This window comes from Caulobacter sp. 05T431 (genome assembly GCF_056665975.1).
Genome location: NZ_JBFTKU010000008.1, coordinates 89,623 through 113,074 on the forward strand (window position 1 = coordinate 89,623; position 23,452 = coordinate 113,074).

The 23,452-nt window shown below is 69.5% G+C and carries 28 protein-coding genes; 17 read left to right on the top strand and 11 right to left on the bottom strand.

Going from position 1 to position 23,452, the window contains the following annotated elements:
- The first annotated feature begins 24 nt into the window (after positions 1-24).
- Positions 25-1,155: an aspartyl beta-hydroxylase gene (locus AC1U89_RS09685; protein ID WP_479899496.1), complete on the top strand. Its 1,131-nt coding sequence runs from the start codon at positions 25-27 to the stop codon at positions 1,153-1,155.
- Here AC1U89_RS09685 and AC1U89_RS09690 read toward each other — a convergent pair.
- Complete coding sequence (locus AC1U89_RS09690) at positions 1,152-1,715, bottom strand: gamma-glutamylcyclotransferase (protein WP_479899497.1); 564 nt, start codon at positions 1,713-1,715, stop codon at positions 1,152-1,154. The genes AC1U89_RS09685 and AC1U89_RS09690 overlap by 4 nt on opposite strands.
- Positions 1,716-1,745: 30 nt before the next feature.
- Between AC1U89_RS09690 and AC1U89_RS09695 the strand changes: the two genes are divergently transcribed.
- Positions 1,746-2,756 (top strand): DUF2125 domain-containing protein, encoded by a 1,011-nt coding sequence (locus AC1U89_RS09695; protein WP_479899498.1) that lies wholly within the window; start codon positions 1,746-1,748, stop codon positions 2,754-2,756.
- Here the strand turns inward: AC1U89_RS09695 and AC1U89_RS09700 are convergent.
- Complete coding sequence (locus AC1U89_RS09700) at positions 2,753-3,073, bottom strand: HigA family addiction module antitoxin (protein ID WP_479899499.1); 321 nt, start codon at positions 3,071-3,073, stop codon at positions 2,753-2,755. The genes AC1U89_RS09695 and AC1U89_RS09700 overlap by 4 nt on opposite strands.
- Positions 3,074-3,112: 39 nt before the next feature.
- Positions 3,113-3,400: a type II toxin-antitoxin system RelE/ParE family toxin gene (locus AC1U89_RS09705; protein ID WP_479899500.1), complete on the bottom strand. Its 288-nt coding sequence runs from the start codon at positions 3,398-3,400 to the stop codon at positions 3,113-3,115.
- 241 nt (positions 3,401-3,641) lie between these two features.
- On the opposite strand from AC1U89_RS09705, the gene AC1U89_RS09710 reads away from it, so the two are divergent.
- From AC1U89_RS09710 to AC1U89_RS09740, 7 genes are all read left to right on the top strand, one after another.
- A complete protein-coding gene (locus tag AC1U89_RS09710) occupies positions 3,642-4,442 on the top strand; it encodes a chorismate mutase (RefSeq protein ID WP_479899501.1) in 801 nt (266 codons plus the stop codon).
- Between the two features lie 32 nt (positions 4,443-4,474).
- The gene (gene hisC / locus AC1U89_RS09715) at positions 4,475-5,596 is read left to right on the top strand and encodes a histidinol-phosphate transaminase (RefSeq protein ID WP_479899502.1); all 1,122 of its coding nucleotides are present in this window, start codon (positions 4,475-4,477) and stop codon (positions 5,594-5,596) included.
- A complete protein-coding gene (locus tag AC1U89_RS09720; protein WP_479899578.1) occupies positions 5,596-6,540 on the top strand; it encodes a prephenate/arogenate dehydrogenase family protein in 945 nt (314 codons plus the stop codon). Before hisC ends, AC1U89_RS09720 begins: the two co-directional genes overlap by 1 nt.
- Before the next feature lie 3 nt (positions 6,541-6,543).
- On the top strand, positions 6,544-6,933 hold the full coding sequence (locus tag AC1U89_RS09725; RefSeq protein ID WP_479899503.1) for an ExbD/TolR family protein: 390 nt from the start codon (positions 6,544-6,546) through the stop codon (positions 6,931-6,933).
- A gap of 97 nt (positions 6,934-7,030) precedes the next feature.
- Positions 7,031-7,336: an EF-hand domain-containing protein gene (locus AC1U89_RS09730; protein WP_479899504.1), complete on the top strand. Its 306-nt coding sequence runs from the start codon at positions 7,031-7,033 to the stop codon at positions 7,334-7,336.
- Positions 7,337-7,669: 333 nt separating this feature from the next.
- Positions 7,670-8,887: an RtcB family protein gene (locus AC1U89_RS09735; RefSeq protein ID WP_479899505.1), complete on the top strand. Its 1,218-nt coding sequence runs from the start codon at positions 7,670-7,672 to the stop codon at positions 8,885-8,887.
- A gap of 48 nt (positions 8,888-8,935) precedes the next feature.
- The gene (locus AC1U89_RS09740) at positions 8,936-10,534 is read left to right on the top strand and encodes a hypothetical protein (protein WP_479899506.1); all 1,599 of its coding nucleotides are present in this window, start codon (positions 8,936-8,938) and stop codon (positions 10,532-10,534) included.
- A 59-nt stretch (positions 10,535-10,593) separates the two neighbouring features.
- Here the strand turns inward: AC1U89_RS09740 and AC1U89_RS09745 are convergent, their stop codons facing one another.
- Both AC1U89_RS09745 and AC1U89_RS09750 read right to left on the bottom strand, forming a co-directional pair.
- Entirely contained in the window at positions 10,594-11,016 is a 423-nt protein-coding gene (locus AC1U89_RS09745) for an RcnB family protein (RefSeq protein WP_479899507.1), read from the bottom strand.
- A gap of 232 nt (positions 11,017-11,248) precedes the next feature.
- On the bottom strand, positions 11,249-11,557 hold the full coding sequence (locus AC1U89_RS09750; RefSeq protein ID WP_479899508.1) for a hypothetical protein: 309 nt from the start codon (positions 11,555-11,557) through the stop codon (positions 11,249-11,251).
- Between the two features lie 115 nt (positions 11,558-11,672).
- On the opposite strand from AC1U89_RS09750, the gene AC1U89_RS09755 reads away from it, so the two are divergent.
- Positions 11,673-12,281 (top strand): LysE family translocator, encoded by a 609-nt coding sequence (locus AC1U89_RS09755; RefSeq protein ID WP_479899509.1) that lies wholly within the window; start codon positions 11,673-11,675, stop codon positions 12,279-12,281.
- Here the strand turns inward: AC1U89_RS09755 and AC1U89_RS09760 are convergent.
- Entirely contained in the window at positions 12,278-12,622 is a 345-nt protein-coding gene (locus AC1U89_RS09760; RefSeq protein WP_479899510.1) for a copper-binding protein, read from the bottom strand. The two genes, AC1U89_RS09755 and AC1U89_RS09760, sit on opposite strands and share 4 nt — an antisense overlap.
- A gap of 311 nt (positions 12,623-12,933) precedes the next feature.
- On the opposite strand from AC1U89_RS09760, the gene mdoH reads away from it, so the two are divergent.
- Both mdoH and AC1U89_RS09770 read left to right on the top strand, forming a co-directional pair.
- Positions 12,934-14,940 (top strand): glucans biosynthesis glucosyltransferase MdoH, encoded by a 2,007-nt coding sequence (gene mdoH / locus AC1U89_RS09765; protein ID WP_479899511.1) that lies wholly within the window; start codon positions 12,934-12,936, stop codon positions 14,938-14,940.
- Between the two features lie 91 nt (positions 14,941-15,031).
- Positions 15,032-15,949, top strand: a complete 918-nt coding sequence (locus AC1U89_RS09770; protein WP_479899512.1) for a cobalamin biosynthesis protein CbiG — start codon at positions 15,032-15,034, stop codon at positions 15,947-15,949.
- 154 nt (positions 15,950-16,103) lie between these two features.
- Here AC1U89_RS09770 and AC1U89_RS09775 read toward each other — a convergent pair whose 3' ends face one another.
- Positions 16,104-17,480: an MATE family efflux transporter gene (locus AC1U89_RS09775; RefSeq protein ID WP_479899513.1), complete on the bottom strand. Its 1,377-nt coding sequence runs from the start codon at positions 17,478-17,480 to the stop codon at positions 16,104-16,106.
- 131 nt (positions 17,481-17,611) lie between these two features.
- On the opposite strand from AC1U89_RS09775, the gene AC1U89_RS09780 reads away from it, so the two are divergent.
- Together AC1U89_RS09780 and AC1U89_RS09785 are read left to right on the top strand one after the other, a co-directional pair.
- Complete coding sequence (locus tag AC1U89_RS09780; protein WP_479899514.1) at positions 17,612-18,628, top strand: SDR family oxidoreductase; 1,017 nt, start codon at positions 17,612-17,614, stop codon at positions 18,626-18,628.
- Positions 18,629-18,735: 107 nt separating this feature from the next.
- Positions 18,736-19,569, top strand: coding sequence for a flagellin (locus AC1U89_RS09785; protein ID WP_479899515.1), 834 nt, complete (start codon positions 18,736-18,738; stop codon positions 19,567-19,569).
- A gap of 6 nt (positions 19,570-19,575) precedes the next feature.
- Here AC1U89_RS09785 and AC1U89_RS09790 read toward each other — a convergent pair whose 3' ends face one another.
- On the bottom strand, positions 19,576-20,091 hold the full coding sequence (locus AC1U89_RS09790; protein WP_479899516.1) for a hypothetical protein: 516 nt from the start codon (positions 20,089-20,091) through the stop codon (positions 19,576-19,578).
- 131 nt (positions 20,092-20,222) lie between these two features.
- Between AC1U89_RS09790 and AC1U89_RS09795 the strand changes: the two genes are divergently transcribed.
- Positions 20,223-20,618 carry a VOC family protein gene (locus AC1U89_RS09795; protein ID WP_479899517.1) on the top strand — a complete coding sequence of 132 codons (396 nt, stop codon included), beginning with the start codon at positions 20,223-20,225 and terminating at the stop codon, positions 20,616-20,618.
- Between the two features lie 3 nt (positions 20,619-20,621).
- Positions 20,622-21,677, top strand: a complete 1,056-nt coding sequence (locus AC1U89_RS09800; protein WP_479899518.1) for a ThuA domain-containing protein — start codon at positions 20,622-20,624, stop codon at positions 21,675-21,677.
- On the opposite strand, the gene AC1U89_RS09805 is transcribed toward AC1U89_RS09800, so the two are convergent.
- Both AC1U89_RS09805 and AC1U89_RS09810 read right to left on the bottom strand, forming a co-directional pair.
- Positions 21,674-22,225, bottom strand: a complete 552-nt coding sequence (locus tag AC1U89_RS09805) for a DUF2239 family protein (protein WP_479899519.1) — start codon at positions 22,223-22,225, stop codon at positions 21,674-21,676. The genes AC1U89_RS09800 and AC1U89_RS09805 overlap by 4 nt on opposite strands.
- A complete protein-coding gene (locus tag AC1U89_RS09810; protein WP_479899520.1) occupies positions 22,222-22,560 on the bottom strand; it encodes a GIY-YIG nuclease family protein in 339 nt (112 codons plus the stop codon). Before AC1U89_RS09810 ends, AC1U89_RS09805 begins: the two co-directional genes overlap by 4 nt.
- Before the next feature lie 133 nt (positions 22,561-22,693).
- On the opposite strand from AC1U89_RS09810, the gene AC1U89_RS09815 reads away from it, so the two are divergent.
- A complete protein-coding gene (locus tag AC1U89_RS09815; RefSeq protein ID WP_479899521.1) occupies positions 22,694-23,035 on the top strand; it encodes a hypothetical protein in 342 nt (113 codons plus the stop codon).
- Here the strand turns inward: AC1U89_RS09815 and AC1U89_RS09820 are convergent.
- Positions 23,032-23,448: a hypothetical protein gene (locus tag AC1U89_RS09820; protein ID WP_479899522.1), complete on the bottom strand. Its 417-nt coding sequence runs from the start codon at positions 23,446-23,448 to the stop codon at positions 23,032-23,034. The genes AC1U89_RS09815 and AC1U89_RS09820 overlap by 4 nt on opposite strands.
- Positions 23,449-23,452 lie beyond the last annotated feature (4 nt).

Here is a 23,452-nt window from a genome sequence, read left to right on the forward strand (position 1 = left end):
CCGCAAGCGGGGATGGCGGAGACGATGACGACGGGCCTGGAAGCGTTGCGCGACCTGATCCTCGACGACGCCGCCCTGTGGGACACCCTCCAAGCCGTCGACCATCCCGAGACGTTCGCGGCCCGGGCGGCCGAAATCGCGCGGGCGGCGGGCTTGGCGATCGGGACCGAAGAGACCCGCTCGGCGGTCCGGACCGCGTCGATCCCGCCCGCCTGGCGCGAGGTCGCCCCGCCGGGCTGGCTGCCGGCCGACGTCCTCGACATGGGCGGCCGCCTGGTCGTGCGATGGCGCTGGTTCGGTCGCCGGCGGTTGACCGCGCCGTTCTATGCCGACGACATGATGGAGGCCGGCTATCGGCCGATGAACCGACTGGCGGGCCTGCAGACGCCCCTGCCCGGCCCTGACGACCGCCCGCCTCGCGCGCCCGACGGCCTGGTCTTCCACATGTCGCGCTGCGGCTCGACCCTGGCGGCCCAGATGCTGGCGGCCTCGCCCGCCAATGTCGTGATCTCCGAGGCCCCGCCAATCGACGCGGTGCTGCGGCTGGAGCTCGACGATGACGCCAAGATCGCGGCGCTGCGGGCCATGGTCACGGCCCTGGGCCAGGCCCGGGCCGGCGAGACCCGCCTGTTCGTCAAGCTCGACTGCTGGCATGTGCGCGACCTGCCGCTGTTCCGGCGCGCCTTCCCGGACACCCCTTGGGTCTTCGCCTATCGCGAGCCGGTCGAGGTGCTGGTCTCGCACCTGCGCCGGCGCGGCGTGCAGATGATTCCCGAACTGGTCCCCTCGGCGCGCCTGGGCCTCGACACACCGGAGGCGCCCGACGCCGACTACTGCGCCCAGGTCTTGGCCGCGCTATGCGAAGCGGCCGCGCGCCACTACCCGGCCGACGGCGGACGGCTGGTGAACTACACCGACCTGCCCGAGGCGCTGCTCACGAAGATGCTACCTCACTTCGGCGTCACTCCGTCCGACGACGAGGGAGCGGCGATGCGCGCGGCCGGCGCCCGCGACGCCAAGGCCCCCGACCAGGGCTTCGTCCCCGATGGCGAGGCCAAGCGGCGCGAGGCCGGCGACGACCTGCGGGCGATCTGCGAGCGGCGCGTGGGCAAAGCCTATCGGCGGCTGGAGGCTCTGCGGGCGGGCGAGGCCTAGGCCGCCGCCCCTTCGCGCGCCTCGACCATCTTCAGCAAGGTTTCCATGGCGTGGTCGCGCACCCCGTCCTCGCGCAGGTGCATCACCAGGTCGCGCAGATAGTCGATGTTGCGGCCCGAAAGCCCGCTGGCCCCGGCGATMAGCTCGGCCTGCTGCTTCAGGGTCAGCGCCCCCGCCCACTGGCCGTGCTTCATGTCCGACAGGAAGACCAGTGCCTGCGCTTTACCGTTCCCGTCTATCTTCAGCTCGGACCAGGCCTCGAAATAGGTCTCGGTCGGCTGCTCGCGCTCGCGCAGATAGGCATAGACCTCGGGCCATTCGGCGGCGGCCACGCGATAGGCGACGCCGCGCACCGCCCCGCCCGGCGCGAGGCCCAGCACCAGCCCCGGCCGCTCATAGGTGCCCCGGTGGTGGACCGAATAGATGCAGAAGGCGCGGCGGCGCCCATGGAGCAGAGCCGTTCTTCGCTCTATGAACGGGAACCCGGGCCGCCACATCAGCGATCCATATCCGAACACCCAGCGGTCTTCCCCCTCTGGACCCTTGCCTTCAACGCTCATCTACTGTTCCCGACCGGAGCCGCCTGTTCCATGACCCATAACGCCGCCGCCCCGTCCCGCAAGCCCCGGCGTCGCGGTCTGCTGGCGCCTTTCGTCATTCTGGCGATMGTCGCCGTCGGCTGGAGCATCGGCTGGGTGTGGCTGCGCGGCCAGGCCGAGCAGCGGATGGACGCCACCGCCCTGTCGCTGAAGGCGCGCGGCTACGACATGTCATGGGAGAGCCGCACCTTCAGCGGCTATCCGTTCCGCATGGACGTCAAGCTGGTCAACGCCCGCGTCGCCGAGCCGTCCGGCTGGGCCCTGCGCGCGCCGGTGCTGAACGGCGAGGCCAACGCCTACGACATCGGCCACTGGGTGGTGATCGCGCCCCAGGGCGTGATCATGACCCGGCCGATCAACGGCGATGTCCAGATCACCGGCCAGGCCCTGCGCGCCAGCTTCGCCGGCTTCAACCAGTACCCGCCGCGAATCTCGGTGGAGGGCGCGAACCTGGTGTTCACCCCGGCGCCCGGCGCCGCGCCGTTCCCCCTGCTGTCGACGGCCGGCCTGCAGCTGCATGTCCGTCCCGGCCCCGACGACCAGGGCGCGATCTTCTTCGAGGCCAAGGGCGCCAAGGCCCGCTTCACCGGCCTGATGGGCCGCATCGCCGCCGACCGCACCGCCGACCTGATCTGGGATTCCAAGATCAGCAAGATCAGCGCCCTGCACGGGACCAGCTGGGCCGACGCGGTCAACGACTGGTCCGACGCTGGCGGCACGCTGACCGTGCAGCAGGGCAAGCTGAACGCCGGCGAGGCGCTGCTGGAGGCCAAGTCGGGGGCCCTGACGGTGGACGACGACGGCCGCCTGCAGGGCGCGCTGGACGTCACCGTCCGCGAGGTCCCCACGCCCGACCAGGCGATCCGGAGCCCCGAAGCCGCCGCCGCGGCCCTCGCCCAGGCCCTGGGCCGCGACCCGACCCTGTCGGCGACGCTGCGCTTCGAGAAGGGCCGCACCCGCCTGGGCCTGTTCGACACGGGGCCTGCGCCGCGCGTCTACTAGGCGGCCGCGTCGATCGGCTCGATCGTCGCGATGTCGTCCGCCAGAGCCCGCTTGGCTGTCTCCAGATCGTAGCGGGTCTGGAGATTGAGCCAGAACTGCGCGGTGGCCCCGAACAGCTTTTCCAGACGCAGGGCCGTATCCACCGTCACCGGCGTCTGGCCCCGCACCAGCTTCTCGATACGAGGCCGCGCGATGTGCAGACGCGCGGCCGTCTTTCCCGGCGAAAGGCCGAACGGCCTGATGAATTCCTCCAGCAGAATCTCGCCCGGATGAACCGGAGCGAGAGGATCTGCGGAGGCTGCGATGCTGGCGCTCATCGCTCTCTCCTTGCTGCCGCACGCCCAATGCGTCGGTGGTCAGTGATAGTCCACGAACTCCACGTCGGTCGGACCAGCCTCCGTCCATCTGAACACCAGCCGGAACTGGTCGTTCACGCGGATCGAATGCTGCCCCTGCCGATCGCCCGAAAGCGCCTCCAGCCGGTTGCCTGGAGGAACGCGGAGATCGTCCAGGACGGTCGCCGCTTGCAGCATCTCCAGCTTGCGCTTCGCCGGACGTAGCAGGTCGGAAGGAAAGCCCTTGCCGGGATTGATCCCGTCAAAGATCGCCTTCGCCCGCTCGTCCCTGAAGCCCTGGATCGCCATTCGCGTCGCCCGTGCTCGATACCGGAATGTATCGCGTCGCGACACGGATTTCAATTGTAATGTGTCACGACGCGATACGTCGGGATATGCAGCTGGCCACGATCAGGGCAGATCAACCCCTGGCTTGCATCTCGCCGTTCGTCGAGATCGTCGAAATAGGGAAAGTTCTTGCCGGCGACCTGCCCTATTGCGCCTCCGGCGGCAAAGTCTATGGTCCGGCCTCCAATTTCGGGGATAAATCATGGGTAGCGACGCAGGCGACGCGACGCCTTCGCTGGACGAGGTCCGATGGCGTATCGACGCCATCGACGGTGAGCTTCTGGCCTTGCTGGACGAGCGGGCCGGCCTGGCGCGCGCGGTGGCGGCGGCCAAGCAGGCGGCCGGCGACACCGGTTTCGGCCTGCGTCCCGGCCGCGAGGCCCTGATCGTCCGCAAGCTGGTCGAAGCCCCCCGCAAGGCCGCCAGCGACGCCCTGGTGATCCGCATCTGGCGCGAGCTGATGTCCGACAGCCTGACGCGCCAGGGTCCCTATCATCTGACCGTCTGGGGCGGCTCAAACCCCGCCCGCGCCGTCGAGCTGACCCGTCTGCGCTTCGGCGTCGCCCCGCCGATGACCGTGGTCGCCACCGACAAGGAAGCCCTGGCCGCCGCCAAGACCCCGTGGGGCGTCTCGGTCCTGGGCCTGGCGCCCGACAGCGCCTGGTGGGGCCGGCTGCTGGCCGAGCCGAGGCTGAAGATCTTCGCCGCCCTGCCCTGCCTGGAGCGCTGGGGTCCGCAGGCCGCCTTCGCCGTGGCCGAGGTCGAGGTCGAGCCCACCGGCGGCGACCAGACCTTCTGGGTCACCGACAGCGCCAAGGGCGCCGGCGCGATCGTCGAAGCCCTGTCCAACGACGGCGTGGCCGCCGAGCTGGTGGCCGAGGCCGGCGGGCTGAAGCTGTTCTCGCTGCTGGGCTTCTACCAGGCGGGCGACGAGCGCCTGGCCCGCGCGCCGGGGTCGCTGACGGGCGTCATCGGGGCTGCGCCTACGCCCTTCGACGTGTAAGAAGACCGCCTCTTCGTTCCCGAGTTGCCTCGATGACCGCTCCCTCCACCGACCGCTTCGCCGCGCCGCGCCCCACGCCCAAGCCGGGCATCCTCGACATCGCCGCCTATGTGGGCGGCAAGTCGAAGATCGAGGGCGTCGCCCATCCGGTGAAGCTGTCGAGCAACGAGAATGTCCTGGGCAGCAGCGACAAGGCCAAGGCCGCCTATCGCGACGCGGTCGATCGGATGCACATCTATCCGGACGGCAAGGGCGCGGCCCTGCGCGCCGCCATCGCCGCCCACTACCGCCTGGAAGTCGAGCGCATCACCCTGGGCGACGGTTCGGACGAGATCTTCGCCCTGCTGAACCAGGTCTATCTCGAGCCCGGCGACAACATCGTCCAGGGCGAGCACGGCTTCGCCGCCTACGCCATCGGGGCGCGCGCCTGCCAGGGCGAGGTCCGCTTCGCCAAGGAGCCGGGTCAGCGCATCGACGTCGACGAGGTGGTCAAGTGCGTCGACGAGCGCACCCGCCTGGTGTTCATCGCCAACCCGGCCAACCCGACCGGCACATGGCTGACGGGCGAGGAGATTCGCGCGCTGCACGCCGCCCTGCCGCCGTCGGTGGTGCTGGTGCTGGACGGCGCCTATGCCGAGTTCTGCACCGACCCGCGCTTCGAGGACGGGCTGGACCTGGCCCGCACGGCCGAGAACGTCATCGTCACCCGCACCTTCTCCAAGCTGCACGGCCTGGCCGCCCTGCGGGTGGGCTGGGGCTACGGCCCGGCGGGGATCATCGACCCGCTGGAGCGCATCCGCCCGCCCTTCAACACCTCGATCCCGGCCCAGGACGCGGCCATCGCCGCCCTGGCCGACACCGAGTTCCAGCAGCGCTCGGTCGCCCTGGTCGAGCAATGGCGCCCCTGGCTGACCCAGCAGATCGGGGGCCTCGGCCTGGAGGTCACGCCGTCGGCCGCCAACTTCGTGCTGGTCAACTTCCCGGCCAAGGCCGGCAGCACCGCCCTGGAGGCCGAGGGCTTCCTGGCGTCGAAGGGCTATCTGGTCCGCGCCGTCGCCAATTACGGTCTGCCGAACGCCATCCGGATCACCGTGGGCCTGGAAGAACACAACCGGGCCGTGGTGGAACTGCTGCGCGAGTTCGTGACCCGATGATGAGCCATCCGGGCGTGCTCTATCCGAAGATGACCGTGATCGGCTGCGGCCTGATCGGCGGCTCGATCATCCGCGCGGCCCGCGAACACGGCGTGGTCGGCCAGGTCACCGTGGCCGACGCCAGCGAGGCCCACCGCGCCCGCGTGAGCGAGCTGGGCCTGGCCGAGCACGTGACCGGCGACATCGCCGAGGCGGTCAGGGACGCCGACCTGGTGGTCATCGCCACCCCGGTGCTGTCGACCCCCGAGGTCGTCGCCGCCCTGGCCCCGCACATGAAGCCCGGCGCCACCCTGACCGACGTCGGCTCGACCAAGGCCAATGTCGGCGAGGCGTTCCGGGCCCAGGGCGAGGCCCTGTCCAAGGTCTTCGTCATTCCCGGCCACCCGATCGCCGGCACCGAGCAGTCGGGCCCCGACGCCGGCTTCGCCGAGCTGTTCGAGAACCGCTGGACCATCCTGACCCCGGCCGAAAGCGACGACGAACACTACGCCGCCGCCGTGGCCAAGCTGTCGGCCTTCTGGCGCGCTTTCGGGGCCCAGGTCGAGCTGATGGACGAAAAGCACCACGACCTGGTGCTGGCCGTCGTCAGCCACCTGCCCCACCTGATCGCCTACACGATCGTCGGCAGCGCCGCCGACCTGGAGAACGTCACCGAGAGCGAGGTGATCAAGTTCTCGGCCTCGGGCTTCCGCGACTTCACCCGCATCGCCGCAAGCGACCCGACCATGTGGCGCGACATCTTCGTGGCCAACAAGGACGCGGTGCTGGAGATGCTGGGCCGGTTCACCGAGGACCTGCAGGCCATGAGCCGCGCCATCCGCTGGGGCGACGCCGACACCCTGCACGCCCACTTCACCCGCACCCGCGCCATCCGCCGCGGCATCGTGGCGGCCGGCCAGGAAAGCGCCGAGCCGAACTTCGGCCGCGACCGCGGGAAGCACTAGGGCGTGGACTGGAAGCGCGTCCTGGGCCTGACCCTGGCGTCGGTCGCGCTGGCGCTGGTCGTCTGGGGGCTGTTCTTCGCCAAGCTGTCGAACACAGTCTCGATCAAGGTCGACCTGCCGCCGGCTGCGACGCCGAAGGCTCCGGTCGAACACAAGCCGATCGAGGTCTTCATCGACAACGACGGCGCGATCCTGGTCAACGGACGCCCCTCGGGCCTGGACACCCTCGCCCGCGACGTCGCCGCCGTCTCGACCGTTCCCGACAGAAGCGAGCAGCGCGTCATGGTCCGCGGCGCCGAGAATGTTAAGTTCGACGCCTTCATGGCGGTGCTGGAACGCCTGCAGGGCGGCGGCTGGTCCAAGGTGGGCCTGATCAACGAGGATTTTCACTAGACCAGCCGGGCGCCGCAATCGCGCCTAACGCCGAAATATGGCCGCAACATACCGCGTCGATGGTCCGCCCCCAGGGGACGTCCCGGAAGGAAACCACATGAACCGCAAGATCGTCGCGCTGGCCCTCTCGGCGCTGACCACCCTGGCCGCCGGCTCGGCGCTGGCCCAGATGCCGTCGCCCGACAAGATTCACAAGGCCTGGGACAAGAACGCCGACGGCGTCGTCGACAAGGCCGAGTGGGTCGCCGCCGGCCGCAAGGAAGAGCGCTTCGCGCTGGTCGACGCCGACGGCGACGGCAAGATCACGGTGGAGGAGCTGACCACCGCCATGTCGAAGATGAAGGCCCGCCGCGAGCAACAGCAGAGCGACGCCCCGGCCGCGACGCCGCCGGCCGATCACTAGGACGTCACGCGGCGTGGCTTTTCGGTCACGCCGCGGACAACCTTGACCAGAACCCCTTCCCTTCGCTGGGCGAACACTGTAATCGCCCGCCTCCCGAAGGATGAGGACCATGGCGCACAAAGCCCCGACCTACATGCCCGCGCTGAATACGCTCGACCGCCAGGTCGAGGGTACGGGCGCGTGCGCGTCGGAGGGGATCACGGTCTAGGGTTCGTCTGAACTCGGGATGCACGTAGGAACCCCTCCTGGCCTGGCCGGAGGGGTTTCTTCGTTTTGTGCGAGAGGCTTTCCGACCAAGTCGCCAGGAGGGGCGGATTGGAAAAGGAGAAGCCCATGAGCGGCTTCACACACATCGAAAGCGACGGGGCGCCGATCAAGGCGTGGACCCAGGGGGTGCCCATCGAGGACTCCGCCCTCAAGCAGCTGCGCAACGTTGCGGCCCTGCCCTTCATCCACAAGCACGTCGCGGTCATGCCCGACGTGCACTGGGGGATGGGGGCGACGGTCGGCTCGGTGATCCCCACCGTGGGGGCCATCATCCCGGCCGCCGTGGGGGTCGACATCGGTTGCGGGATGATGGCGGTGCGCACCTCGATCCGCGCCGAGCACCTGCCCGACAACCTGTTCGGCATCCGCTCGGACATCGAAGCGGCGGTGCCGCACGGTCGGACCGACAACGGCGGGCGCAACGACAAGGGCGCCTGGCAAGTCGAGCCCCCGGCGATCGCGGCCACGAAGTGGGAAGGCCTGAAGGCCGGCTACGACGACGTCGTGGCCCGGCACCCGAAGGCGGCCCACCCGCGCGGCTACGGCCACCTGGGGACCTTGGGGACCGGGAACCACTTCGTCGAGCTTTGCCTCGACGAGGCCGGCGACGTCTGGGTGATGCTGCACTCGGGATCGCGCGGGGTCGGGAACCGGTTCGGGACCTACTTCATCGAGCGGGCCAAGCACGAAATGCGGCGCTGGTACATCAACCTGCCCGATGAAGACCTGGCCTACTTCGCCGAAGGCAGCGAAGGGTTCATCGACTACGTTCGGGCTGTGTCCTGGGCGCAGAAGTACGCCCGAGCCAACCGTGAGGTGATGATGGAGCAGGTGCTGGCCGTGCTCCGGACCACCTTCCCCGACCTCGTGGTCACGCAGGAAGCGGTGAACTGCCACCACAACTACGTGTCGCGGGAAAAGCACTTCGGCAAGGACGTGTTCCTCACCCGCAAGGGGGCGGTCTCGGCCAAGGACGGGGAGCTGGGGATCATCCCGGGTTCGATGGGCGCCAAGTCGTTCATCGTGCGCGGCCGGGGGAACCCGGACTCGTTCTGCACGTGCTCGCACGGGGCCGGACGGGCGATGAGCCGGAACGAAGCCAAGCGCCGGTTCACGATCGCCGACCACGTGGCGGCCACCCAAGGGGTGGAATGCCGCAAGGACGCCGACGTGATCGACGAAACGCCGATGGCCTACAAGGACATCGACGCCGTCATGGCCGCCCAGAGCGACCTGGTGGACATCGTCCACACGCTGCGCCAGGTCGTTTGCGTGAAGGGCTAGTAGATCGCCGGGCGCGGAAGCGTCCGGCGATCGATTGGGGAACAACGAATGCCGATCATGAACCCGTTCGCCCGGCGCGCCGCTGCGCCGGCCTTCGACGCCCTGCCCGCCCCGTGGCCAGCCGGCGCCGCGAGCCTGTATGACCGGATCGCGGCCGCGACCGCCATACGGGAAGCCGACAAGGAACTGGAGCTCGACGCGCACCAGTCCGACGACCCCGAGGCCATTCAATGGGCCGCCGGGATCAAGGACGCCCTGTTCGGCGCTCCGGATCGGTCGACGAAGCAGATTTCGACGCGGACCTTGTTGGCCGCTCTGGGCAGGCTGGTGCGAAAGCCTGGCGCGGAGGCTTTCGTGCATCTGCATGGACTGATGGCCGACGCCGACGTGTTGGGCGTGATCGACAGCTTTCTCCCCCAGGTGATCAAGACCAAGCTGGATACTGTCGCCGTGGTCGCGATCGCACGTCGCATCGCTCGCGGCTCGCCGGACCTGTCGGCCGTCAAGCTGGCCATCGGCCTGCTGGGGGTCTCGTCCGACGTCGCCGATCGCGATCTGCTGCTTCATCTCGGACGTTATGAAGAGCTGACGTTGTTCAGCGTCGTGGCCATGTCGCACATGCTGCCCGATGCGGCGGCTTCCGAGCAGGCGATCTGGGCCCTGGCGCGATCGACCCATGGCTGGGGCAGGATCCAGGCCGTGCGCCGACTGCGCGACATCCAGGACCCCGAACTGCGGCGATGGCTGCTGGAAGAAGGCCATCGCAACGCTATCATGACGGAGGAGATCGCGTATGCCTGCGCGGTCGAAGGCCGCCTGCTCGATGCGTTGCAAGCGCCCGCCCCCAGCGAGGCCCTCCTGAACGGGGCGGGCGCGCTGCTCGAAGCCCTGATCGAGGGGGGCCCCGCAGAGGACATGGACGACTACGGCCACGGCGCCGAGGCGACGCGGCTCTATGTCGAGCATGTCGCCGCCCGCCCCTCGACGGACCTGCGTCGCTTCCTGCACATGCGGGCGATCCAGGGCTTCGAGGCGGGGATCGAAGGTGACAAGGCTGGATGGACGGCCGCCCGACGCTGGGCGATCYGCACCCACGCGGCGGCGTTCCTGGCCCGGCCGCAGTGGCCTGAACTGGCCGAGGCGGGGCTGCTGAACGAGAGCCGTCAGGATTTCTGGCCGGCGGCCGAGGTCGCCAAAGCCTTGGGATTGGATGTCTGGCCGCACTATCTGCGCCGCCAGCGCGATCTGCGCTCCGACGACTGGTACTTCCTGATGCGGACCGATGATCCCGCGCGCGTGGAGCAGGTCCTTGCCCTGGCCCATGAGCAACTAGATCTGGAGAAGGTCGGATCCGGGCCGGAAACCTCGATGGGCTGGGGTCCGGAGTACGCGGACGACAACGCGGTGGACTTCATCCTGCAGGATCTGAGACGCTTTCCCGGAATGGGCTGGCCGCTGATAGAGTTGGGCTTGCGCGCACGCACCATCCGGGCGCGCAACATGGCGCTTCTCGCCTTGGCGACCTGGGATCGCGGCCAATGGCCGGAGCGGGCGATCTTCCTCCTGAAAACCGCCCTGGCCAGGGAGCCTGATGAAGAGATCGCCCAGAGCATCCAGGCGCTTATCGACGGCCGCCCCTTGGACTAGGGCGCGGGAACGGCAAGACGCCGTCCGGTCGAAGGACCGGGCGGCGTTCTGCGTTGGGGCTACTGGAACAGCTGATAGACGACCGAAGCGACGACGCCGGTGGCGATCGCTGTCAGGACCACGTCGTTGTCGACCCGGACGTACTGGTAGCCGCGCGGCGGGGCGCCCAGGCCGTAGTGCCGGTAGTCGACCACATAGGCCTTGCCGCGATAGCTGGCCGGCAGCCGGTCGCCGCGACGCCATTGGCGGGCCTGGTAGCCGCGCGGCGGCTGATAACGGCTGGGAGCCTTGTAGCGCTTGGACGCGTGGCGTTCCCACTGGCTGTCGTGGCGGTCGTCATGACGGTCGTTGTCGTGGCGGTCGCGGTCGTTATAGCCCTGCTGCTGGTGCTGGTCGGGGCGTTGCGGACCGGGCTGGGCGCTGGCGACGCCGGCCGAAGCCACGATGGACAACGCGACCGCGGCGGTCAGGAACTTCTTCATGGCTCTCGTCTCCTTCGCCGGCGGACCGCCGCGCTCGGCGACCTCGTCTCGACGTCTCGGTTATGCGCGGCGCCGCTTGAGCCGCGACTGAACGTCAGCCACGGCCACGGTTCATCGGGGCGACACCGCACGACCGCAATCGGCTGTCCCGGTGACGAAAGCGGGGCCGTTTGTTTGCGGCCCCGCCTCCAAGTTTCAGGCTGGAAATCGAGTGGTCCGGCGGATGCCCGGATCAGGTGATCCGCTTGGCGCTGGGCGGGTCGCTGGCCGGGAAGCTTTCTTCCAGGCTCTCGTCGATCAGGGCTTCCTGGCGATCCTCGGCGGCGTCGAGGTGTTCGGCCAACTGGTCGTGCTTCTCGCCGTCCGGAGCCGGCTCGACGGCCCGGCTGGTCGGCGTCTCCTCGGTCTGGAAGGCCTCCTTGACGTCGGTCTCGGAGACCCGGTCCTCGGGATGGCCGGGCTGGCCCAGGTCTTGGGCCTGGGAATAGTCGCCCAGCACGCCGGGACGCGAGCCGTCTTGCGGCGCGGTGTTGTCAGCCATTGGAAATGTCCTTGGGTTGGACCCGATCAACGGCCCCGTCCCTCCCCCGTTCCATGGCGACGCTTCCGAAAATCATATAAGGATATCTTTATGTGATTTTCGGACGGACGCCGCCATGCCCTTGGACCTCGCCAATTTCGCCCTGTTCGCCGTGGCGGCCACGGTGCTGCTGGGCTCGCCGGGACCCGGCATCGCCGCCCTGATCTCGATCGGCCGGCGCAAGGGCCTGATCGGCGGCCTGGGCTTCTACGGCGGTCTGCAGGTCGGCCTGGCGGCCGCCGCGGCAATCTCGGCGGCCGGTCTGTTCTCGGCGGTCCAGGCCCTGCCGTTCGCCCAGCACGGCCTGGCGATCGTCGCCACCGTCTATCTGCTGTTCCTGGCCTGGAAGATCGCGACCGCGCCGGTGGGTGAAGCGGGCGAGGCCAAGTCCTCCGGGTTCGCCGAGACGGCGGTGGGCGGCGCGCTGCTGGGCGTGACCAATCCCAAGGCCTACATCGCCTTCGCCTCGCTGATGGCCGCCTATCCCATCGCCCGCCAAAGCCCGCCCCTCGACCTGGGGATCAAGTGGTCGATCTGCGTGGCCGTGATGGTGGTGGTCGACCTGGCCTGGCTGGCCCTGGGCGTCGCGGTCGGCAAGACCCGCCTGTCGCCGAGGGCCGAGCGGGTGATGAACGGGATCATGGGCGGGCTGATCGTGGCGACCGCCCTGATGGCGTTCCTCTAGCGGGTCTTCAGTTCGATCAGCTCCCAGGCGTCGCCCACCTTGTGGAACTTGAACGCCACGCGGCTGCCCGGCGTCAGCGGGGCCTCCGCCAGGATGTCGCCATAGGCCTGGAAGGTCGTGCGCCCCGGCGCGAGCTTGACCGCGCTCGCGCCCTCGTGATCGAGCGTTACCGCCTGGCCGTCGAGGACGGCGATCACGCCGATCGAGTCGTATTCAGGGCTCGTCGCGAGCGCCGCCGGGACCGCCGCGGGAGCCTCGGACGCGGTTTTCGCCGGCTTGCCCGGTCCGCAGGCAGAGAGCGCCGCCAGCATCGCAATCGCCGATATGATCTTTATTTTCATGGCTTTATACGAATTCACGAGTCAACGGATCGATCCGAACACGTCCCTCATACAAGGTTTTTTGCCGCAGGTGCGAAATCGATCACGAATGTGGTAGCGATTTTGTGATCGAGGTTTTACTCTAAAGGAGCCGGCGCCTCTCCACGCCGGTCGTCGAGAAACACCAGACCCGCCCAGCAGAGCGCGCCGATCCTAGCGGACACGATCCCCTAGCGACCCTGGCGCGCCCCGTGAAGCTGGCCTTGCGCCTTTCGAAAGTTCTGGAGGGGGCCCGGCCCGGACCTTCCGCGCCGTCCGAGACGATGGACCTGATGAGCGAACGCGGCGCTTTCTTCGACCTGACCTCCTCGCGGAGCGTCGCCTATGACACGGTGATCTCCTCGCACGATCGGGTCGAGATCCCCGTCGACGCGCCCCTGGCCATGCCGGTCCAGCCCCTGGGCTTCTGGCAAGGCGAGGCCAAGCCGGCCGCCACCGCGAAGGAGAACCTGGTCCTGCGCCGCTGGGGCGTGTTCGTCGCCACCGCGATCATGGCCTTCGCCGGCTGGAAGGCCACCTACGACACCATCGCCCTGGGCGGCGTGACCCGCCTGGAAGCCATCGTCCTGACCCTGCTGGTCCCGCTGTTCCTGGCCCTGGCCCTGTGGTTCTGCACCGCCGTGGTTGGCTTCGTGGTCCTGCTGGGCAAACCCAAGGACCCGCTGGGCATCGACGACAGCGGCGCTTCGCCCATGCCCAAGCCCAAGGCCCGCACGGCCATCCTGATGCCGGTGCACAACGAGGACGCCGCCGAGGTGTTCGCCCGCCTGCGCGCCATGGACGCCTCGATCGCCGAGACCGGCAACAGCCGCGCCTTCGACATCTTCATCCTCAGCGACACCCGCGACGCCGCCGTGGCCCTGGCCGAGCAGGCCTGCTTCGCCCGCTTCCGCCGCGAGGCCTCCAGCCACGTCTTCTACCGCAAGCGCACCCAGAACACGGGCCGCAAGGCCGGCAACGTCGCCGACTGGGTCGCCCGCTGGGGCGGCGACTACGAGCACATGCTGGTGCTGGACGCCGACAGCCTGATGACCGGCGAGGCCATGGTCCGCCTGGCCGACGCCATGGAGCGTCACCCGCGCGTGGGCCTGATCCAGACCATGCCGATGATCATCAACGGCCAGACGATCTTCGCCCGGACCCTGCAGTTCGCCACGCGCCTGTACGGCCGCGTCGCCTGGACGGGCCTGGCCTGGTGGTCGGGCTCGGAGAGCTCGTTCTGGGGCCACAACGCCATCGTCCGCACCCGCGCCTTCGCCGAGACCTGCGGCCTGCCCGAACTGAGCGGCCCCAAGCCGTTCGGCGGCGAGGTGATGAGCCACGACGCCCTGGAGAGCGCCCTGCTCCGCCGCGGCGGCTGGGGCGTGCACCTGGCCCCCTATCTGGGCGGCTCTTACGAGGAAAGCCCCTCCAACCTGCTGGACTTCGCCACCCGCGACCGCCGCTGGTGCCGGGGCAACGTGCAGCACATCCCGCTGGTCGGCCTGCCCGGCCTGCACTGGATGAGCCGCCTGCACCTGGTGATCGGCGTGCTCAGCTACGTGCTGTCGCCCCTGTGGTTCGTGGCCCTGTCGGCCGGCATCGTCTCGCGCATGCTGATGCCCGAGCTGAAGAAGGCCGCCTTCACCATGGCCGACCTGCAAGCCGCGGCCCACGCCCTGATCGACTGGCGCGAGATCCAGGCCACCGCCTGGGCGATGATCATCACCTTCGTGCTGCTGTTCGGCCCCAAGATCCTGGGCTCGATCCTGGTGTTCTCGCGTCCGAACGAGATCAAGGGCTTCGGCGGCCGTCGCCGGATCATGGCAGGCCTGGGCGTCGAGATGCTGCTCTCGGCTCTGGTCGCCCCGATGCTGATGTTCACCCAGACCCGCGCCCTGGTCGAGATCCTGGCCGGCAAGGTCGGCGGCTGGGCCACCCAGCGCCGCGACGCCGACAAGGTCACCGGTAGGGAAGCCTTCGCCGCCATGGGCTGGATCAGCGTCACGGGCGTGGCCCTGGCCGTGGCCTTCTGGTTCACGCCCGACCTGCTGACGGCCACGGCGCCGATCCTGGCCGGCCTGATCCTGGCCGTACCGCTGACCATGCTGGGCGCCCACAAGGTGGCCGGCCTGGGCGTCAAGTCGAACGGCCTGTTCATGACCCCGGAAGAGCGCCGCCCGCCGGCCATCGTCCGCGCGGCCCTGGGCCCGGTCTGCGAGCCCCCCGTCCGCTGGTTCAGCCGCCAGCCGGCCCCGGCCCTGGCCGCCGAACAGGCCGCGGAACGGAACGCCGCCTAGTATCTTGCGACCGGACGCCGGATAGCGTCTGGTCGCCTCCGCCCGACCGGAGTAGAAGCGCGCTTCATCCCATCCTAACGGAGCGTCCGCCGTGTCGCGCCTCTTCAGCGCCTACGTGATCGTCGACTGGAGCGCGGCGGCCAAGCCGACCACGGGGGCGGACTCCGTGTGGATCGGCGTGATGAAGCGCGACGTGCGGTTCCGCCTGACCTTCGAGAGCTTCAACCCGGCCACCCGCCAGGAGGCCGAGACCAAGCTGGCCGCGATCCTCGACGACCTGAAGAAGCGCAATGAGCGGGCCCTGGTCGGCTTCGACTTCCCGCTGGGCTTCCCGCGCGGCTTCTCCCAGGCCCTGGCCCTGAAGGGCGACCATCCGTGGCGCGCGGTGTGGGACCAGCTGAACAAGATGGTCAAGGACAAGGCCGACAACACCAACAACCGCTTCGGCGTCGGCTCGGAGCTGAACCGGCGGCTGACCGGCGGTCCGTTCCCGTTCTGGGGCTGCCCGCCCAAGGACACCCTGACGACCCTGCAGCCCAAGAAGGCCCGCGAGCACGGCCCCGACGACCTGCCGGAGTTCCGCCACGCCGACGTGGCGGCCCAAACGACTAAAGGAACGGGCGCGGCCTCGATCTGGAAACTCTATTACAACGGCTCGGTCGGCGGCCAGGCGATCGTCGGCATCCCGGCCGCGCGCCGGCTGAAGGACGCCCGCGGCGACGCCGCCCGGGTCTGGCCGTTCGAGACCGGCTTCAAGGCCCTGACCGAGGCCGACCTCGAGGGCGTCCAGGTGGTGATCGCCGAGGTCTATCCCTCGCTGGTCAAAGCCACCCCCGCTCCCGGCGAGATCAAGGACGCCGCCCAGGTGCGGGCCCTGGCCGAACACTTCGCCAAGCTGGACGAGGCCGGCAAGCTGGCCGCCCTGTTCGGACCGAGCAAGGACGCGCCGGAAGACGTGGTGGCGGACGCCGAGACCGAAGAGGGCTGGATCCTGGGCGCTTCCATCTGACCCTTCTCCCCTTGCGGGAAAAGGTGTCGGCGTAGCCGACGGATGAGGGGTCGCGCCGCCCTGCCCGCCGCTCGCGGCTGATCCGTCTATCAACCCCTCATCCGACCTCGCTGCGCGAGGCCACCTTCTCCCGCAAGGGGAGAAGGGAGATTCATCACCGCTCCATCACGTCCAGCATCCGGTAGCGGCCCAGCAGGAAGCCGGCCGCCACGAAGCTGGTGACGATCACCGACACCACGATGCCGTCGACGCCCATCTTCATCGGCAGGGCCAGCCACCAGGCCAGCGGACCCATGATCAGGGCGTAGCTGATCATGTGGGTGCCGGCCGGAATCCACACCTCGCCCCGCGCCCGCAGCGCCTGGGCGCAGACCACCTGCACGGCGTCGGGGACCAGGAACAGGCAGGTCAGCGCCAGCGCCGGGGCGATCAGCGCCAGGGCCGCCGGGTCGCTGGTATAGGCCCCGCCCACCAGATGGCGCAGCGGATAGAGCAGCACCGCCACCAGAAGGGCGAAGACGGCCGTGACGCCGAAGGCGATCCAGCCCGCGCGGCTCATGCCTTGGCTGTCGCGCGCCCCGAACGCCCGGCCCACCTGCACGGCGGTGGCGGTCGACAGGCCCAGCGGGACCATGAAGATCACCGCCGCCACGTTCAGCACCACCGCCCAGGCGGCGACGTTCAGCCCGCCCAGCCAGCCGGCCACCAGGCTCATGCCCGCGAAGGCCGAGACCTCGAACAGGTTGGACGTCCCCGCCCCATAGCCGACGCGGCGCTGCTCCTTGGCGGCGACGGGGTCATGGGCGGGCTTGTCGAACACGCCCACGGCCCGGGCGTCCTTCAGGCGCACGATCACCACGGCCAGCATCAGGGCGAAGACGCTGCGGGCCACGAAGGTCGACCAGGCCGCCCCCACCGCGCCCAGGGCCGGCAGGCCGAACGTGCCCGGCACCAGCAGCAGGTTGACGGCCAGGTTCACCAGGTTGGCGACCCACATGTTGATCGTGACCAGGCCCGGCCGGCCCAGGCCCTCCAGCCAGAAGCTGAGCGCCACGCTCAGCGCATACGGCGTCATCGACAGCGAGAAGACGATCAGCGGCGCGGTGGCGCCGTCGGCCAGGGCCTTCTCGATGCCGGCGTGGTGCAGCAGCGGCGGGGCGGCCAGGACCAGCAGGACCGAACCGGCCAGGCCCAGCCAGAAGGCGTAGACCACGCCCCGGCGCAGCACCGCCCCCGCCTCGTGCGGCCGCCCCGCCCCCATGGCGCGCGAGCCCATCACCTGGGTCCCCACCAGCAGGCCGACGGTCACGGTCACGAAGATCGAGGTCGGCGCCCAGGCCATGGCGTGGAAGCCCAGCTGACGGGCCGAGTAGTGCCCCACCACGATGGCGTCGGTCAGCCCCATGACCATGATGCCCAGGCGCGACAGCACCACCGGCCCGGCCAGGCGCAGCAGTTCGATCAGGTCGGAGACAATGACGCCGTGCGGCTTCCCAGGGCGGGGAGCCGGCGCGGCCGCGGGACGCGACATCTTCAGGGCCTTTCAAAGAGGGGCGGAAGGTGACCGATGCCCGCGCTTTGGGCAACCCCGGTCCCGCCGGTGGCGCTTGGAACATCCGGCCGCCCCGCCGGTTTCGCCGTCTCAGCTTCAGGAGCCTTGAGATGTCCCCCGATAATTTTGGCGTCGAAACCCCGGAATTCGAAGCCGCCGCCGACCGGACGGCCCAGGCCGAACGCGACATCCAGGCTCCGCTGGACGCCAAGGAAGAGCGCTCATTCAAGGCGGACGAGGACGACAAGCCGGCGATGCAGGCCGGCGCCCGCCCCTATCCCGCCCCGCCCTTCCCCGAGCAGCACCAGGTCAAGCCGGGGGTCGAGGCCAGGCTCGATCCGGCCCCGATGTACGACGCGCCGTTCTACAAGGGCTCGGGCAAGCTGGAGGGCAAGGTGGCGCTGATCACCGGCGCCGACAGCGGCATCGGCCGCGCCGTGGCGGTGCTGTTCGCCCGCGAAGGGGCCGACATCGCCATCGGCTATCTGGACGAGGAGAAGGACGCCGAGGCCACCCGACTGGCCGTCGAGATGGAGGGCCGCCGCGCCATTGTGCTGTCCGGCGACGTGGCCGACCCGGCCTACGCCAAGGCCGCCGTCGAGCGCACGGTCGCCGAACTGGGCAAGCTGGACATCCTGGTCAACAACGCCGCCTTCCAGGAGCACGTGCTGGACTTCGAGGACCTGACCGAGGCGCACTTCGATCGCACCCTGAAGACCAATCTCTACGGCTATTTCCACATGGCCCAGGCGGCGGTGAAGGTGATCCCGCCCGGCGGGGCGATCGTCAACACCGGCTCGGTCACCGGCCTGCTCGGCAACAAGGACCTGCTGGACTATTCGATGACCAAGGGTGGCATCCACGCCTTCACCCGATCGCTGGCCACGCACCTGATCGACAAGGGCATCCGGGTCAACGCCGTGGCCCCGGGCCCGGTCTGGACGCCCCTGAACCCCGCCGACAAGCTGGGGCCTCAGGTGGCCCAGTTCGGCGGCAAGACCCCGATGAAACGCCCGGCTCAACCCGAGGAGATCGCCCCGGCCTATGTGTTCCTCGCCTCGCCCCAGACCTCCAGCTACATCACCGGCGAGGTGCTGCCGATCATCGGCGGGTACAACGGGGGCTAGGCTCTTAACCTCGACCGCTAACGAACGGCTAAGCCTGCCCGTCTAGGTTGCTCCCAAGCGCAAAACGCGCCTTCGGCTTCCCGGCCGAACCTGGAACCGGACCGTCGATGTCGTTGAACAGCATCAACACGAATGTCGGGGCGATGATCGCCCTGCAATCGCTGAACGCGATCAACCGCGACCTGTCCGACACCCTGCGCCACATCGCCACCGGCCTGGCGATCTCCAGCCCCAAGGACAATCCCGCCGTCTGGGCCATCGCCCAGAACCAGCGCGCCGAGTCCAAGTCGCTGGACGCCGTGCGCGCCTCGCTGCAGCGCGGCCAGTCGGTCACCGACGTCGCCCTGGCGGMCGGCGAAACGGTCACCGACCTGCTGACCCAGATGCGCGAGAAGATGCTGGCGGCGTCCGACACCAGCCTGTCCACCGCCAGCCGCAAGGCCCTGAACGACGACTACCTGAACCTCAAGCGCCAGATCGACCGCACCGTGGGCGCCGCCGACTTCAACGGGATCAACCTGATCTCGTCGGGCTCGACCGGCCAGATCCGCGCCCTGGCCAACGCAAACGCCACCGACACCATCGACGTCGACCACGTGGACCTGTCGACCACCGGCTCGGCCCTGTCGGGCATGCGCGCCGACCTGCTGGGCGCACCGATCAGCGCCGCCGAGATCAAGGCCATGGGCGGGGCGATCGACAACGTCACCTCCGCCCTGTCGACCCTGGGCACGCGCTCCTATGCCCTGCAGACCCACATGACCTTCATCGACAAGCTGCAGGACACGCTGGACGCTTCGGTCGGCCGGCTGGTCGACGCCGACATGGCCAAGGAGGCCACCAAGCTCCAGGCCCTGCAGATCAAGCAGCAGCTGGCGATCAAGTCGCTGAGCATCGCCAATTCCGGACCCAGCTACCTCTTGAAGCTGTTCGGCGGCTAGGGTGGGCTAGTGCGGCCAGGCCTCGGTGAGCACCTTGGCCGGTCCGCCCTTCTTCCAGCTGACCTCCAGCGCCGGTTCCTTCGGCCGCCCCTCGGCGAACAGCTCGTAGATCACCTGGCCGTCGTCCTCCGTGCTCTCGATCACCCGCACCGGCGCGATCTTCGGGACCGCCTTCACGGCCGCGTCGCGAACCGGCTGGGGCGTGGCGGACCAGGCGATGTCGCGCTGGGTCTCGACGATCTTCCAGCCCTTGCCGGTCTCCAGCAGGTCGAACTCGATCTCGGCGCCGTCCGGCAGCAAGCCCTCGACGTCATAGTAGCGGCGGTCCTCGCGCTCCTTCAGCTCGGCCCCGGTGATCTTCAGTCCGGGCGCCGCGGCGGCCACCACCTTGACCACCGACGGCGGCAGGTCGGCGGGGGCGACGGCGGTGACCTTGGTCTCGTAGGCGGCGGCGATCCCGGCGGGAGCCGCCAGGGCCAGGGCGAGGACGACGGTCCGGGCGAAGGTCGAACGCGGGGGCATGGCGGCTGTCCTTTCGAGGGAAGCGGTCGGCGACGCCCAGTATGCCCCAGATTGCGGCGAAGGCTTGAACCCGACGCCCCCTGACGCGCCGCGTCCTCGTGCTAAGCAGGGGCGTAACCCAGTGAGTCCCCATGGCCCAGCACCTCGCCCTCCTGTCCCTGCTCGTCCGCGACTATGACGAGGCCCTGGCCTTCTATGTCGGCAAGCTTGGTTTCTCTTTGGTCGAGGACAGCGACCTGGGCGGCGGCAAGCGCTGGGTCGTGGTCGCGCCGGGCGCGGTCGGCACGCGGTTCCTGCTGGCCAAGGCCGGCGATGAGCGGCAGGCGGCGGCGATCGGCGGCCAGGGCGGCGGCCGGGTCTGGCTGTTCCTGCACACCGACGCCTTCGAGGCCGACCACGCCCGGCTGAGCGCCGCCGGGGTGAGGTTCCTCGAGGAACCGCGGCACGAGGCCTATGGCAGCGTGGCCGTGTTCGAAGACCTCTACGGCAACCGCTGGGACCTGCTGCAGCCCAAGACCAAGGCMTGAACGATGCGTCGGATCCTCGCCCTCCTGCTGGTCGCCTGCGCGGCCTTGTTCGCCCTGCCTGCCCTGGCCCTACCCGTCTCGGCCCGGCCCGCGCCGCTGCGGGTGCTGTATCTGGACCAGTCGGTCGGCTGGAAACACGCCCCGGTCGCCCGGCCCGCCGACGGCGGCCTGGCCCCGTCCGAGACGGCGATGATCGCCATCGGCCAGGAGAGTGGCGTCTTCACCGCCGAGGTCACCCAGGACGCCCGCGAGATCACGCCCGAGCGGCTGGCCAAGGTGGACGTGCTGGTGCTCTACACCACCGGCGCCCTGCCCCTGTCGCCGGAGGCCTGGGCCGAGATCCAGAAGCGGGTGGCGACCGGCAAGCTGGGCTTCGTCGGCCTGCACAGCGCCACCGACACCGGCTGGCCCTATGACGGTCCGGGCGAGACCTACACCCGGTTCATCAACGGACACTTCGCCGGTCATCCCTGGACCCAGGGCACGCCCATCCGGATCGAGACCCTGGACCCCGACGCGCGGCTGACCAGCATGTGGTCGGTCAGCTTCGACTACGCCGAGGAGATCTACCAGCACAGCGACTTCGACCCGTCGAAAGTGCGGGTGCTGCAGACCCTGGACTTCGCCGGCACGGCCCTGAAGCGGCCCTACGCCGTGCCGATCGCCTGGGCGCGCCAGATCGGCCAGGGTCGGCTGTTCTTCACCAATCTGGGCCACACGCCCTCGACCTGGGACGATCCGCGCTTCGGCGCCCAGATCATCGAGGCCGTGCTCTGGACCGCCGGTCGCACCGACGGCGACGCCACACCCGATCCCGCGCGCCAGTTCCTGTGGCAGTTGAAGGCCCTGCTGAGCTACGAGCCCGTCGCCGGCCGGGACGACAAGGCGATCATCGGCCGCCTGATGAAGATGGACCCCGCCTGGCAGAAGGCGACCGCCCAGCGCATCGCCGACCTGCGCGCGGTCTATCCCAACAAGCCCGACAGCGACCGCGCCCCGTTCGACGCGGCCTACAAGGCGGTGTTGGTCGAAGTGCTGGCCAAGGGCGGGGCGCGCTAGTCCTCGAACGCCTCCGCCGCCAGCCCCCGCAGGTGCTCGGCGATGTCGGCCGGCCAGTCGGCGATCCGCGCGGCGAAGCCCTCGGCGTCGCCGGCGAACAGGGCGCGGCTCATGTCTTCGAAGCCCGGACGGTCGCCGGCCAGGACCGAGGCGAAGCGATAGGCCGCGTCGCGAGCGGCGCGGCGGCGGTCCGGTCCCTCGCTCTCGCGACGGGCGGCTTCCACCAGCTTGCGCAGGGCGACCGACGCGCCGCCCGGCTGGGCGGCCAGCCATTCCCAGTGACGCGGCAGCAGGGTCACCTCGCGCGCCGTCACGCCCAGCTTGGGGCGTCCGCGACCGCGCGGGGCGGCGTCGCCTTCGCCCAGCCGCAGGGCGATGTCCCAGGGCCCGCCGCGCAGATCGAAGTCCACCTGGCGGCCTTCGGGATCGAAGATCAGCAGCGAGGCTTCGGGCGACTGGGCCAGCCGGGCCTGGGCGGCCACGGCCACTTCCAGTTTGGGGCCGGCCGCCAACCGGCGCTCGCCCTCGAACACGACATAACCGCTCATCGCCGCAGCCCCTCGGCGTGCAGGGTCGACCGCCAGTGCTCGCGGCGCTCGACCAGCAGCGAGGCCCGGCCCAGCCGCTCCAGCCCCTTGTCGTCCAGCACCTCCAGCACCTCGAAACCGAAGGCCGCCTCGCCGTGGGCGTTCCAGGCCTGCTGCAGGGTCGGGCTGGTGTGGCCGCCGGTCCTCAGGGCGAACCAGACGCCGTTGCGGCGGGTCGAGAGATCAGGCGTGCCGCCGATCCAGACCTCGCCGGTCGTGGCGCAGCGGACGGCGTAGATTCCTGCCTGGACCTCGCGCTCCTTGTAGTCGCGCACCAGGGCGCGTCGATCGTTCATCGTTTCCATGCGCGGCTTTTTACCCGGGTATTTTGTGAAGTCAATATTACCCGGATATATTAGTCACGCACCCCGCCGCTGGCTCGCCTGGCCCAAAGGCGCTAGAGACCCCGCTCCCGTTCAGGAGGCCGCCATGGTCCGCAATCTCAAGGGCAAGCTGGTCGCGCCGGCCGCCAAGTCGCAAGTCGACCCGATCGCCCAGGCCGACATCGCCTGGTTCGAGGCCCACGAGGGCCGCGCCTTCCGCCTGCGCGACCCGGCGCCGCTGGAGTTCAAGGACCCGCTGGGCGATCCCGGCGACGGCTTCAGCTGGCGTGTGCTGGTGGCCAGGCTGGCCGACGGCGGGCGGCTGAAGCTGCCGGTGTCCCTGGCCTGGGACCTGCACAACGACCACGCCAAGGACCAGCATCTGCGGATGATCTTCGACCAGGTCGCGCCGGAGAAGGCCAAGGCGCTGGTCGCGAAATCCGGCTAGAGCCAGCTGTCGCTGAAGGACATGGTCGCGATGAATCCGGCGAAGAGGCCGTAGCAGGCCACGAAGACCGAGAGGATCGCGGCCTCGATCCTCGCGCCGTTGAGCCGCCAGATCAGATAGCCCGCGGCCAACAGCTGGGCGACCATGAAGGCGCCGACCACCAGGTCCACCCCATGGACCAGCTGGCCGCGAAAGAGGCCCGCAGCCGCCACGAACAGCTGGCTGAAGGCGACAGGCCACAGGAACAGCAGCAGACGAGGCTTGCGCCGGATCACGCCCATCGCCGCGCCGATCAGCAGGGCCAGCAGGCCGATCGCGGGGACCAAGGTCAGCACGCCGCCCGAGAACGGCCTCATCGCCGCCCCGACGAACCAGGACGGCAGCGCGCAAGACAACCAGATCAGATTTCCCAAGTTG